Below are 13,432 nucleotides of genomic sequence, written 5' to 3' on the forward strand. Positions count from 1 at the left end.
GATAAATAATCATGAAAATTAAAACCCAGTTTAATTTTAATAGCACGGCGGATGACGTGATCCGTGGGCAGGATCTCACCGGTAAACGCGCGATTGTCACGGGCGCTGCTTCTGGGATTGGTCTGGAAACCGCACGCGCGTTAGCGAGTGCAGGTGCAGAGGTGACCTTAGCGGTAAGAAATTTGCAAGCGGGTCAGCAGGCGGCTAAAGATATTATTCAAACCACCGGTAATCAAAGTATTCACGTTGCATACCTGGATCTTACAGACAGAAAATCCATTGCTGCTTTTGTCTCTTCATGGACCGGCGCAGTACATCTGCTGATTAATAATGCCGGTGTGATGGCAATGCCAGAAACGCGTACCGAAGAGGGTTGGGAAGCGCAATTTGCGACCAACTATCTTGGCCACTTTGCTCTGACGTGCGGCCTGCATTCGGCATTAAAACAGGCCAACGGCGCCAGAGTCGTGGTGGTCAGTTCCAGCGCACACCACTTTAGCCCGCTGGTCTTCGACGATATTCATTACGATATTCGACCTTATGATCCTTGGACTGCCTATGCCCAATCTAAAACGGCATTGGTGCTATTTGCGGTAGAGGCCAGCAAGCGTTGGAAAGAAGAAGGGATTTTTGTTAACGCGGTGATGCCAGGCGCCATTAAGTCGAATCTGCAGCGCCATTCGGGGGAATTGCCGGTACCTGAGCATTTATGGAAAACCGCTCAGCAGGGTGCAGCAACCTCTATCCTGGTCGCAACGTCGCCTGCGTTAGAAGGGATTGGCGGGCGTTATTTTGCCGACTGTAATGAGGCAGAATTAATTACCCATACTAGCGGCGACAGAATGGCTGAATTCTCAGTGGTAGCAGGCTGGGCGCTGGATGAAGTAAATGCCGCGCGCCTGTGGACCATCACAGAAACGTTACTCAGCCAATAAATACTCAACACTGGGGGAGTTGGTATATACCCGTCATACTTCAAGATGCAGGGTTGTGGCTACCGTTGCTCACCCAGTCACTTAGTTATCTAAGCCGGCTCAGTTGCCGCCTACCTGCATCTCGACGTTTATTGGGTATAGCTTGCCATTTCCCCCGTATAACAATTCTTCCCTCTGATGTTTTGTCCCTCTCATTTCCTGAAATCATTTTTTGCAGACGATTGCTGAAACTAATACTGCTGAGTGATTATCGTCATTTCAATATACAGATCATCTTAGTAGTATTTTTATTATACATCTGCTGACTTTATTTTAATTTTTCACTGGTTTTGACTACAGAAAAAAAATATTTATCCGATATCTGTTGATAGCGTAGCAATTAACTATGCGGTCAGTTAACAGCATTATGGAACAATGTGGCTGTTCACTTCAGGATGCGGGGTCATTAAGGAGCCAGAATGAAAATGAGTAATATGCGGGTAGGAACACGACTCAGTGCTGGTTTTTGTCTAGTACTATTTCTGATGATACTGATGGGAATTAGTGCCGATTTATTCACTCGGGCGAATGTCCATGACATGGATGACATGATAAACAGGCAACTGCTTAAGGAAAGGCTAGTAGAAGAATGGCTTGCTCAGGTCGATAAAAATAGCGGTAACTCCATTGCTTCGATGGGGACAGAAAACAAGGCATTGCGTGAAAAATTAATGGGTTATATTTCCCAAAATTCAGCACAAACCTCAAGAATTCAGGCACAGCTAGAACCGATGATAACGCTTCCTGAAGGTGTACGTCGTCTTCACAATATCAAAGCTGCCCGCGAGAAGTATCTGGTGATTCGCAACCAGGGGCTCGACATGGCGTCCCGTGGTGAACACGGCAATATTGATGAGTTTATTTCTTCACGTTTCCTACCTATTAGTGATGAGTATCGTGACACTCTCCAGTCGCTGTTGGATTTCCAGAAAAAACTTATCGATGACACACATTTAGGGATTCAGAAAGCATCTCGCACAACAGAAATTCTGATGATCGTGTTTGTTATTCTCGGCGTTATTCTGGGTGGGTTCGTGGCTTGGTTCATCACGCGCAGTATTACTCGCCCGTTGAAAGAGGCCGTAACCGTTGCTGGCAAAGTCGCCAAAGGTGACCTGACGATGCAAGTGCATGTGCATTCTCAGGATGAACTTGGTCAACTGATGCAGTCTCTTAAAGATATGGTGGAGTCACTGGATCTGACCGTCAGAAACGTCAACTCCAGTGCAGAAAGTATTGCGTTGGCTGCTGATGAAATTGATGCGGGCAACCAAGACCTGGCTTCGCGTACAGAACAACAGGCTGCCAGTGTCGAAGAGACGGCGGCAACGCTAGAGCAGTTGACCAATACCATTAAAAGCACGGCAGATAATGCGCGCAGCGTAAACAATCTGTTTACCGAAGCAGGCGACATGGTTAGAGCAAACAGCGACCGTATGCACTCTGTTTCAGCGGCGATGGAGGATATTCATCATGCCGCGGAGAAGATGACGGATATTATTACCGTTATTGAAGGCATCGCTTTCCAGACCAATATTCTGGCGCTGAATGCCGCTGTTGAAGCCGCTCGCGCAGGCGAGCAGGGACGTGGCTTTGCCGTGGTGGCTGGCGAAGTACGTACGCTGGCACAAAGAAGCTCCGCCTCGGCAAAAGAGATTAGAGATATTATCGGTGCATCGGTCAGCAAGATAACCGATGGTCGAGGCCTGGTGACTCAGGCGGACAGCGGTATGCAAGACATTGTGGAAAATGTCGCTCGCGTACAACAGCTGGTGGACGAAATTGCCCGTGCCAGCCATGAGCAGAGTGACGGCATCGGCCAAATCAACCTGGCAATGGGCCAGATTGACACCACGACCCAGCAAAATGCGTCATTGGTAGAAGAGTCGTCAGCGGCTAGCGGTTCACTAAAAGAGCAGGCTCGCCTGTTGCTCGATAGTATCCGTGTGTTTGTGCTTAGCGGTAGCAAGAACGTGAAAGCAACACCGACGCGTGCGGTTATTAATAAACCGAAAGCGGCTCCTGCACTCAGCCACACAGAAAAAGATAATTGGGAAACCTTTTAATCTGACCGGTGTTGGGCTTAGCAGACTAGATTATTGTTAAGTCTCTTTGCGGTATTTTAAAATTGGCGGTAAAGACGATGTATAGAATCTTTACCGCCATGAACATTAATTCAGCGGGCGATTTTCAATAAAGTCGGCATATAACACACGTTCGCTAAACAACCAGACGCCATCCTGTTTCACTAAGGTATCTTCATAGCGCAGATAAGCGACCATTAAAGTACGTGAACCATCGTCATTCAAGGTGACGTGGTGTGCAACGGTATAGACATAAGCCGTGGCGCTATCCTGATTAAGAGTAATAGTTTTTTGGCCAATCACATGCAGGGTATGTTGATACTGTTTTAAATTTTCAAACGTCTGCAATAACGCCGCATTTCCTTGAACAATATCAGGTTTGTTTGGGTCTCCCCACGGATAGTAAACCACCATTTTGCCATCTTGAGTAAACAGATTACGCTGCGCCTGAGCATCACGTTTGTCCGCATAAGTCGCGTAATCATTAATACATTTATCAACCAGTTGCCAATCAGACATACAAACTCCTTCACTCATTTGGGGTAGGTCACTTTGTCATCGTATGACGTTACTAAATTGTGTTTAATCAATAAAGTATAGTGAGTTAATTATTTTCTGATGATTTCAACTCGGATGTGGATAAACATGGCATAGACCAAGCCATCCGATGTATCGAAGAACAGAAGGATGATGATACAGCCACTATCAGGAGCAGAATATGAAAAGGGCGATGATTGTAGTTTTATTATTACTTTCAGTATTCGTGATTCAGGGGTGTAAAAAAAAGATGGAATACAAACCACAGGATTTTTTTTCAGACAAGCAATTTGAAATTGCTCAGATAATTTATGATGGCAATGAGCAGCTACTGAAGAAAAAGCTTTTATCTGTAGATAAAAATGAACTAAACCATCCTGCGAAGGAAGGGATGACCTTGTTATTTTGGGCAATGTCTAACTCATTCGATGACAATGCTACCTCTGAAAGACTACAAATAATTACTGATCTGGTCAAAGCAGGAGCTGACCCTCTGCAGCCTCAGCCAAATATGCCAGGAAGTCCTGCCGAATCAGCAATGCAGGCCGATAGGGGGATTTGGATAAAAGCTATGTTGGATGGAGGCCTATCACCTAACGCTAGGGATAAAATAAATGGCCAACCCATTATGTTTAAAAGCCGCTATGCCTCCAATACTGAAACGTTAAAGGTCATGTTGGATTATGGTGCAGATATAGACATAAAAAACTCGCTTGGACAAACATTAGTGATGAGTGCCTTTATTAGCTCATCATTTGCACATGTAGAGTTATTGTTGGCGCGAGGAGCTAATCCAAACCCAGTAAACGTTAACAACCTTTCATTATTAACCGTAGTCAAAAGACAAATAAAAGATTCTAAAGAAGGAACGGAATATAATAATGAATGCAAGAAAATATTGTCTTTAATGGTAAAAAAAGGTGTGAAGGATATATAGTTAAATATTAGTTGTGTGTTTTCTACGTGTCAGTGAATGAAAGAGCAAGTAAAGAGGTTAGTGTTAGTGCTATTAGCAGAATAAAAATCCACGCCGCAGCGTGGATTTTTTACATCTAAAATAAGGTTTAGACGTTAAACAAGAAGTTCATCACGTCGCCATCTTTAACGATGTACTCTTTACCTTCTGAACGCATTTTGCCGGCTTCTTTCGCGCCTTGTTCACCTTTGCAGGCGATGTAGTCGTCAAAACCGATGGTTTGGGCGCGGATAAAGCCTTTTTCGAAGTCGGTGTGGATTTTACCGGCAGCTTGCGGGGCGGTAGCACCAACTGGGATGGTCCATGCGCGGACTTCTTTCACGCCTGCGGTGAAGTATGTTTGCAGGTTCAGCAGTTCGTAACCGGCGCGGATCACGCGGTTCAGACCTGGTTCTTCTAAGCCCAACTCGGCCATAAACTCTTCACGGTCGGCATCTTCTAGCTCAGCGATGTCAGATTCTACCGCTGCACAGACTGCAACCACCACGGAACCTTCGGCAGCGGCGATTTCACGCACTTTGTCGAGGTACGGGTTGTTTTCAAAACCGTCTTCGTTGACGTTAGCGATGTACATGGTTGGTTTCAGGGTCAGGAAGCTGAGGTAGCGGATAGCCGCTTTATCTTCTTCGCTCAGGCCCAGTGAACGCAGCATACCGGCGTTTTCCAAGTGTGGCAGGCATTTTTCCAGCGCAGTCAGCTCCGCTTTAGCGTCTTTATCGCCGCCTTTGGCTTTCTTCTGCACGCGGTGAATTGCGCGTTCACAGGTGTCGAGATCTGACAAAGCGAGTTCGGTGTTGATAACGTCGATGTCATCAGCCGGGTCAACTTTGTTATTAACGTGAATGATGTTGTCGTTTTCAAAGCAACGAACAACGTGGCCGATGGCTTCGGTTTCACGGATGTTGGTCAGGAACTGGTTACCCAGGCCTTCACCTTTGGATGCACCTTTTACCAGACCGGCGATATCAACGAATTCCATAGTAGTTGGCAGGATACGCTGAGGTTTTACAATTTCTGCCAGTTGATCGAGACGTGCATCAGGCATTGGTACAACGCCGGTGTTTGGCTCGATAGTACAGAACGGGAAGTTAGCCGCTTCGATGCCTGCTTTAGTCAGCGCGTTGAACAGAGTTGATTTACCGACGTTCGGCAGGCCCACGATACCGCATTTGAATCCCATGTTTTTATCACCTTAAATATCTTAATTATCAAGCGACTAAGAGTAATCGCGCGATGTAATGACCATAATTCCGCTCATTATACACAGAATGGGGATTTATCTCGATCCTGATATAGCACTGGCCTCATAAGAGGGATTAAGACTTGCCTCAGATAGCACATTTTTAGATACTGCGTACATCGTCGATAAATAATCAGGATATGTGTTGGATGTATTTCTCGCCTACGCCACCATGAGTTACCCCTCTTAAGCCCTTTTTTGCGGCTCATCATTTCAAGTTCATCTTGTCTTTATTGTGCAAGGTGCAGCTTTATCTTTGGTATAAAAAATACGGAATATCCTATGTTTTCTCTGAAGAACTTCAGAGCTGCTGACGTCAAAAATGACGTGTTGGCCGGCTTTGTGGTGGCGGTTTCTATGATCCCCGAAGCGGTGGGGTTCTCTCTGGTGGCGGGGCTGTCGCCAATCGTAGGTTTGCATACTGCATTTATTATCGGCTTAGTCACGGCGCTGTTTGGTGGTAAGCCTGGGATGGTTTCAGGTGCGGCGGGTTCGATTGTGGTGGTGCTAATGAGCCTGGCCGCGCAGCATGGCATGGGTTACGTGCTGTGGGCGACGATTTTTGCCGGACTGATTCAAATTACGATTGGCGTGCTGCGCTTAGGGAAGTTTATTCGTTTGGTGCCGTTACCCGCGATCCATGGCTTTGTGAATGGACTGGCGATTGTCATTATGTTGGCGCAATTCCATATGATTGCCGGGCAGGGGCCAATTATGTATGGCTTGGTAGCATTGGCGATGCTGGTGGTTGTGTTATTCCCAAAGATCACCCGAGTGATCCCTTCTTCTCTTGCTGCGCTGATTATTGTCTCTGCGGTGGCGATTGGTTTTCATCTTAACACGCTGCGGGTAGGTGACTTGGCCGATATCTCTGGTTCGTTACCGAGTTTTGCGCTACCCGCGGCACCGCTGACATTAGATTTGGTGAAGACAGTGTTGCCTTACGCAGTGGTGATTGCGCTGGTAGGGTTAATCGAATCTTTGCTGACAATGACAGTGTTGGACGAAATGGGCGGGAAGAAAGGCAATACTAATCGCGAAAGCATTGCACAAGGGGCGGGGAATACAATTTGTGGCCTGTTCGGCTGTTTTGCCGGCTGTGCAATGATTGGCCAATCTATTATTAATTTTACCTCTGGCGGGCGCGGGCGTATTTCAGGCGTTGTTGGGGCAATATTATTGATTTTGTTTGTCGTGAGCCTGTCTGGCTATATTGGTCTATTACCTGTCGCGGCGTTAGCCGGGATCATGTTTATCGTCTGCTATAACACCTTTGAGTGGAGTTCATTTAAGCGCTTACGTCGGATGCCGAAATCTGATGTATTAATTATGTTGAGCGTGACGCTAATTACGATTTTCACCGATTTAGCGATAGCGGTGATAAGCGGGGTGATTATTTCTGCCTTAGTGTTTGCCTGGCAGCATGCGCGTATTGCCGTGCGAAGCCGCAATCAGCAGGGCGATACCGTAGTTTATCAACTCGATGGACCGCTGTTCTTTGGCTCCACCACATCGTTTGCTGAATTGTTTGACCCGCAGCAAGACCCACAAAATGTGGTGCTGGATTTTGCACAAACCCGAGTGATGGATTCCAGTGGCGTTGAGGCAATAGATAAGCTGACCACACGTTATCTGGAAGCGGGTAAAACGCTACGCCTTCGTCACCTTAGTGCCGATTGTATTGGCTTACTTAAGCAGGCGGGGCCATTCTGTAGCCACGAGTTAGATGATCCAGATTATTACATCGCCGAGGATGATTATCAGGCTAGTGATAAAAAGGTGGGTGAAGAGTCGTTTACATTGCGGACGTAAACTATTTGGCCTGAAGTTCGGGCCTTCAGTTTGCTGACAACGTTGTCTTACATATAATACGCCTATGGGCACGTAGGCGGGCAAGCCCGCTACCACACCAAAGGCGTAGTTTCCCTCATAACGAACAGGGTTGCTCGCCTGAAATAACCCATGTTTTCAGGCGATATTAATTAAACGGTTGGCTTGAAACTGTGTAATCGACTTACCGCTTTTGCTAAACCGTCTTTCATCAGAATATCGGTGCAACGCAGCGACTCATCAATGGCATCATCAATCAACTTTTGTTCGCTGGCCGGTGGTTTGCCAAGAACAAATCCCACCACTTTATTGCGATCGCCCGGATGCCCAATACCAATACGTAAACGGTAGAAATTCGGGTTGTTACCCAGTTTGCTTTGAATATCTTTTAGGCCGTTATGGCCGCCGTTGCCGCCGCCGAGTTTGATTTTGGCAAGGCCCGGCGGGATATCGAGTTCATCATGTGCGACGAGGATTTCGTCAGGCTCGACACGATAGAAGTTCGCCATGGCTAAGACGGCTTTGCCACTCAAATTCATAAAGGTTGTCGGCACTAATAGGCGGACATCCTGACCATTGAGCATCAGTCGCGCGGTATAACCGAAGAATTTACTCTCTTCTTTTAATTGCTGGTTATGTTGTCGTGCCAGTAAATCCACATACCATGCTCCCGCGTTATGTCGGGTTTGGGCATATTCAGCGCCGGGGTTAGCTAAACCGACGATCAATTTAATGCTGCTCACGTTCTTTTCGCTTCTTTATACAAGGGTGAATAGGGCGCTAGTTTACCTGTCGCAGGCGATGCTGCCAAATCGGCAAACGATATTGATGATTTTTAGTTAAAAGTTGAATTGTCGCGAAGTTATATTATTCATTTTGCAGTTTAAAATACATTTTTCAGTAAAAAGTGCGGAAAATAAGTAAAGATTTGTCATTCTGTCTTTACCGTTTGTGATCGCTTGCGCAAATTTTTATCACTTTAGTCACTATACTTTCGCCATAGGATGATAGGTAAGCACTTCTACTCTATTTTTTCATGAGTTCAAGGATTCTGGGAGGCGATGATGAAACGTAAAACTGCAAGTTTATTCGGTAATGTGCTAATGGGGCTGGGATTAGTCAGCATGGTTGGCGGTATCGCATTTACCGTAATGAACCAGCTGCCAAATCTAGGTTTTCCTGATTATGTGGCTCATTCGGCGATAATGGGCATTTTTGTCGGTGCACTTTTGTGGCTGGCAGGCGCGAGTATCAGCGGGCGTGAAAGCGTTCACGATCATTATTGGTGGGTGCGTAGATATGACGCCCGTTGCAGAAAGAATCATCGCCATCCTTAATGTTTCTTTCATGGATACATTAAGTAAACTAATGATATTTGGCTGTTTGGGCCGCTAATTCTTATTTAAAGAATAACCTGTAGATCTATAAAATATGAAAGTCCGGCGTTCTTAATAACGCTGGACTTTGTCATTTCTGGCCGTAGCCTGAAATATTACGGGTATAAAAAAACCGCTTAAGCCGAAGCTAAGCGGTTTTAATGTCGATGCATTATCTATCATACTGCCCGATTTACATCAGGCAGGGCTGATTAATGCTCAAACATCGCAGAAATAGATTCTTCGTTGCTGATGCGACGAATGGCTTCTGCCAACATTCCAGACAGCGTCAGAGTACGAACATTTTTCAATGCGCGGATTTCTGGTGACAATGGAATAGTGTCGCAAACAATCACTTCATCAATAACAGAGTTTTTGATGTTCTCTACGGCATTACCCGAGAAGATTGGGTGAGTGGCGTAAGCAAACACACGTTTGGCACCACGATCTTTCAATGCTTCAGCGGCTTTACACAACGTACCGCCGGTGTCGATCATGTCGTCGATCAAAATACAGTCGCGTCCGCTGACATCACCGATGATGTGCATCACTTGTGAAACGTTTGCGCGAGGGCGACGTTTATCAATGATGGCCATGTCGGTGTCGTTCAGCAGTTTAGCGACAGCACGTGCACGAACAACGCCACCGATATCTGGAGAAACAACAATTGGGTTTTCCAGATTCTGTTGCAACATATCTTCCAGCAGAATTGGGCTGCCAAATACGTTATCAACCGGGACATCAAAGAAGCCCTGAATCTGTTCTGCGTGCAGGTCGACGGTTAATACACGGTCAACACCAACGCTTGAAAGGAAGTCTGCAACAACTTTTGCAGTGATTGGCACACGTGCTGAACGTACGCGGCGGTCTTGACGAGCATAACCAAAATAAGGGATTACTGCAGTGATGCGGCCGGCAGAAGCTCGGCGTAATGCATCAACCATAACAACCAACTCCATCAGGTTGTCGTTAGTAGGCGCACAGGTGGACTGGATAATGAAAATATCTCCGCCACGAACATTTTCGTTAATTTGCACACTTACTTCGCCATCGCTGAAACGACTCACGGCGGCGTCTCCAAGGCTGGTGTATAAACGGTTGGCAATACGTTGTGCTAGTTCCGGTGTGGCGTTACCAGCAAAAAGCTTCATATCAGGCACGAGAAAAACCTCAGGCTTGCGTCCAGAGAAGATATCAGCTGTTGGGATCACTGGGCGGTGAGTGAAACCACAGCAATACGCATACGGGTTACTTATTACTTACAATTCGGTTACTTACAATACGTCTACTTGCAAATTTTACATCACAACTTAAGCATCACAGACTTAATCGGTGAGAGGCTGACAAAGAGCAGAAACCCTAACGGGAAGGGCGCTCTAGGCTTTGTCTGAAACTCTCATCAGTTCAGCGCGATAACGATGAAGTGAAGAGAGGTTAATCCCTTGAGCAACAAAGCCATTTACCCACGCTGGCGCTTGATTAAGTATCTGACGAGCAGCGGATTCGGTGTCGAATTCTGCAAACACACAAGCTCCGGTGCCAGTAAGGCGCGACGGAGCGTATTCTAACAGCCATGAAACGAGCTGTTCAACCTCAGAAAAACGTTTTCTTGCAATAGGTTCACAATCATTTGCGTAAGGGGAGTTTAAAAGTTCGTCTATTGAGCGTATTGGCGTATTCCTACACAGTTCGGCATCACCGAAAATAGCCGGCGTAGGAATAGTCACACCAGGATGTGCGACCAAATACCATTTTTCCTGCGGTGATGCAGGATGCAAAATATCACCAATCCCTTCGGCAAGGGCGGCATGCCCCATCACAAAAACGGGAACATCGGCACCCAGTGTGACGCCAAGTTCTGCCAATTGCCGATCGCTTAATCCGCACTGCCATAAATAATTGAGCGCAATAAGCACGGTGGCGGCATTGGATGAGCCGCCGCCTAATCCGCCGCCCATTGGTAGACGTTTATTGAGTGTAATATCTACGCCGAGTGAACGTGGCGCCAGTTCGCCCGACTTTATTACATGCTGTTGTAATAGACGGGCGGCGCGGACAATTAAATTCTGCTCATTTGGGACGCCATCAATCGGTGTGAGCAAATTAATACCGTTATCATCGCGCACAGTAAAGCCGAGGCTGTCACCATAATCGACAAACTGAAATAGGGTTTGCAGATTGTGATAGCCATCGGCACGTTGGCCGGTGATATAAAGGAATAAGTTGAGTTTTGCCGGCGAGGGCCACATTGACGTCATCTTAGTTCAGCGTCCAACTATCCATTTTTAATTTGATACGCTGTTCACCCTGATCCATCTCTAAACGCTGCGGCAGGGTTGGCGTAACGGTGGAATCATAGCCTTGATAGACCACTTTGCCTGGCTTGCCATCTTGGGTGAAATTAACCTGATGCAGATGATATTGGCTATCGAGCGCGAAATCAGTGCCATCACCCGGCAGGCCGAGCATCCATTGGCGCAGATTATTGAGTGGGATCGCCATGCCGGTCAGTTTTTGCAGCATGTCATCTGGGTTATCACTGGTGTAATGCTTGCCCTGATTATTCGTTAACTCTGCCACGCCGCTTTGTACTTTAAGCTCCATTTCGGTGCTGCCAAGCGGGTTGGTTAATAACAGGCGATAGCTTTGCGCATTATATTGTTGCCAGAAGAAACGCGCATATACTTTTTGCTTATCGGAGATATAGGCAAAAGAGCCACGAGTTTGATAGTGATCCAACTGTTTGACCTGCTGTTGGTGCGCCAACCACTGCGGAGAGGTTGCACTGGTCGCCGGTCCTGATGAAGGCGTCATGGTCGAACATGCGGTGAGAACCAGGCTGGCTGCGGGTAGCAGGCGAAGTAGAAGCTTTTTAGGCATTGGCATAACCGTTGGGATCCTTTCTTTTTATCATGCGAATAAGACTAGCGGATTTTAACATACAACCGGCAGGTTTATCTGTTTCGTGCGAAAACAACGCCGTAAAAATGCGTTTTAAAAGGTAACGGCTGCTTATTATGGTGATGTTAAATGCGCTGTCTCTTTTATTGGGCACGCGCATCTTGTATTATGCGCAGCAGACGCAATCCCATACCAAGATAAGTCCTATTAGACAGACATCGCGCTTATGACCCTGCTAGCATTAGGTATTAATCACAAGACAGCCCCAATCTCTTTGCGTGAACGGGTAACCTTTTCACCTGAAAGCATTGAACAGGCCCTTTCCAGCCTCCTCCAGCAGCCGCTGGTGCAAGGCGGTGTTGTGCTGTCTACCTGTAACCGCACTGAATTGTATCTCAGCGTTGAGCAACAGGAGCATTTGCGTAATGAGCAGGTTCATCAGCAACTGGTGCAATGGCTATGCGATTATCACCATCTCAATGCTGACGAAGTGAATAAAAGCCTGTATTGGCACCATGATAATGCGGCAGTTAGCCATTTGATGCGTGTCGCCAGTGGTTTAGATTCTTTAGTGTTGGGTGAACCGCAAATTTTGGGGCAGGTGAAAAAGGCGTTTGCAGAATCGCAGCATGGGCAGGCGGTTTCTGGCGAACTTGAGCGTCTTTTCCAAAAGTCCTTCTCGGTTGCTAAGCGAGTTCGTACCGAAACAGATATTGGCGCTAGCGCAGTATCAGTTGCCTTTGCGGCCTGTACGCTGGCACGTCAAATCTTTGAATCTCTTTCAGAGGTCAATGTCTTGTTGGTGGGCGCTGGTGAAACTATTGAACTGGTCGCTCGCCATCTAGGTCAACATAACGTTCGCCATATGATGATTGCTAACCGTACCCGTGAACGTGCGCAGGGGCTTGCTAACGAAGTGGGCGCTGAAGTGATCACTTTGCAGGATATTGATGCACGTCTGGCGGAAGCCGATATTATTATTAGCTCGACCGCCAGTCCGTTGCCGATAATTGGTAAAGGGATGGTAGAGCGTGCGCTGAAAGCGCGCCGCAATCAGCCAATGCTGATGGTGGATATTGCTGTACCTCGTGATATCGAACCTGAAGTAGGCAAATTACCAAACGCCTACCTTTATAGTGTTGATGATTTGCATAGCATTATTCAAAATAATCTGGCGCAACGTAAAGCCGCAGCTATTCAGGCTGAATCTATTGTTGAGCAAGAAAGTTCTAATTTTATGGCTTGGCTGCGCTCACAAGGCGCGGTAGAAATCATTCGTGATTATCGCTCGCGTGCGGATGCCGTTCGCGCCGAGATGGAAGCCAAAGCCATCGCCGCTATTGCACAAGGCGGAGATATTCAAACGGTGATCCACGAGTTAGCGCATAAGCTGACTAACCGCCTTATCCACGCGCCTACCCGCTCTCTGCAGCAAGCCGCCAGTGACGGCGATTTGGAACGTTTAAATATTTTGCGTGACAGCCTGGGGCTGGATCAGCAATAGTTCCCTTTTT

General features: G+C 46.9%; 12 protein-coding genes. 6 read left to right on the forward strand and 6 right to left on the reverse strand.

The window, feature by feature from the left end:
• Positions 1-11 precede the first annotated feature (11 nt).
• Positions 12-935, forward strand: a complete 924-nt coding sequence (locus ACL9RG_RS10865) for an SDR family NAD(P)-dependent oxidoreductase (RefSeq protein ID WP_422792631.1) — start codon at positions 12-14, stop codon at positions 933-935.
• Positions 936-1,393: 458 nt separating this feature from the next.
• Complete coding sequence (locus ACL9RG_RS10870) at positions 1,394-3,040, forward strand: methyl-accepting chemotaxis protein (RefSeq protein WP_422792632.1); 1,647 nt, start codon at positions 1,394-1,396, stop codon at positions 3,038-3,040.
• Between the two features lie 105 nt (positions 3,041-3,145).
• Here the strand turns inward: ACL9RG_RS10870 and ACL9RG_RS10875 are convergent, their stop codons facing one another.
• A complete protein-coding gene (locus ACL9RG_RS10875) occupies positions 3,146-3,577 on the reverse strand; it encodes a nuclear transport factor 2 family protein (RefSeq protein ID WP_422792633.1) in 432 nt (143 codons plus the stop codon).
• Positions 3,578-3,776: 199 nt separating this feature from the next.
• Here ACL9RG_RS10875 and ACL9RG_RS10880 point away from each other — a divergent pair, with 199 nt between their 5' ends.
• On the forward strand, positions 3,777-4,532 hold the full coding sequence (locus ACL9RG_RS10880; RefSeq protein ID WP_422792634.1) for an ankyrin repeat domain-containing protein: 756 nt from the start codon (positions 3,777-3,779) through the stop codon (positions 4,530-4,532).
• Positions 4,533-4,659: 127 nt separating this feature from the next.
• Here the strand turns inward: ACL9RG_RS10880 and ychF are convergent, their stop codons facing one another.
• The gene (ychF, locus tag ACL9RG_RS10885; RefSeq protein WP_422792635.1) at positions 4,660-5,751 is read right to left on the reverse strand and encodes a redox-regulated ATPase YchF; all 1,092 of its coding nucleotides are present in this window, start codon (positions 5,749-5,751) and stop codon (positions 4,660-4,662) included.
• Positions 5,752-6,093: 342 nt separating this feature from the next.
• Here ychF and ACL9RG_RS10890 point away from each other — a divergent pair, with 342 nt between their 5' ends.
• Positions 6,094-7,623: a SulP family inorganic anion transporter gene (locus tag ACL9RG_RS10890; protein ID WP_422792636.1), complete on the forward strand. Its 1,530-nt coding sequence runs from the start codon at positions 6,094-6,096 to the stop codon at positions 7,621-7,623.
• A gap of 170 nt (positions 7,624-7,793) precedes the next feature.
• Here ACL9RG_RS10890 and pth read toward each other — a convergent pair whose 3' ends face one another.
• Positions 7,794-8,384, reverse strand: a complete 591-nt coding sequence (gene pth, locus ACL9RG_RS10895; RefSeq protein WP_422792637.1) for an aminoacyl-tRNA hydrolase — start codon at positions 8,382-8,384, stop codon at positions 7,794-7,796.
• Positions 8,385-8,705: 321 nt separating this feature from the next.
• On the opposite strand from pth, the gene ychH reads away from it, so the two are divergent.
• On the forward strand, positions 8,706-8,978 hold the full coding sequence (ychH, locus tag ACL9RG_RS10900) for a stress-induced protein YchH (protein WP_422792839.1): 273 nt from the start codon (positions 8,706-8,708) through the stop codon (positions 8,976-8,978).
• 251 nt (positions 8,979-9,229) lie between these two features.
• Here the strand turns inward: ychH and prs are convergent, their stop codons facing one another.
• From prs to lolB, 3 genes are all read right to left on the reverse strand, one after another.
• Entirely contained in the window at positions 9,230-10,177 is a 948-nt protein-coding gene (gene prs / locus ACL9RG_RS10905) for a ribose-phosphate diphosphokinase (RefSeq protein WP_422792638.1), read from the reverse strand.
• 216 nt (positions 10,178-10,393) lie between these two features.
• Complete coding sequence (ispE, locus tag ACL9RG_RS10910; RefSeq protein WP_422792639.1) at positions 10,394-11,275, reverse strand: 4-(cytidine 5'-diphospho)-2-C-methyl-D-erythritol kinase; 882 nt, start codon at positions 11,273-11,275, stop codon at positions 10,394-10,396.
• Between the two features lies 1 nt (position 11,276).
• On the reverse strand, positions 11,277-11,903 hold the full coding sequence (gene lolB / locus ACL9RG_RS10915) for a lipoprotein insertase outer membrane protein LolB (protein WP_422792640.1): 627 nt from the start codon (positions 11,901-11,903) through the stop codon (positions 11,277-11,279).
• 241 nt (positions 11,904-12,144) lie between these two features.
• Here lolB and hemA point away from each other — a divergent pair, with 241 nt between their 5' ends.
• Complete coding sequence (hemA, locus tag ACL9RG_RS10920; protein ID WP_422792641.1) at positions 12,145-13,422, forward strand: glutamyl-tRNA reductase; 1,278 nt, start codon at positions 12,145-12,147, stop codon at positions 13,420-13,422.
• Positions 13,423-13,432 lie beyond the last annotated feature (10 nt).

It is taken from the genome of Rouxiella sp. Mn2063, from assembly GCF_049319665.1.
Taxonomy (GTDB): Bacteria; Pseudomonadota; Gammaproteobacteria; order Enterobacterales; family Enterobacteriaceae; genus JBMOUD01.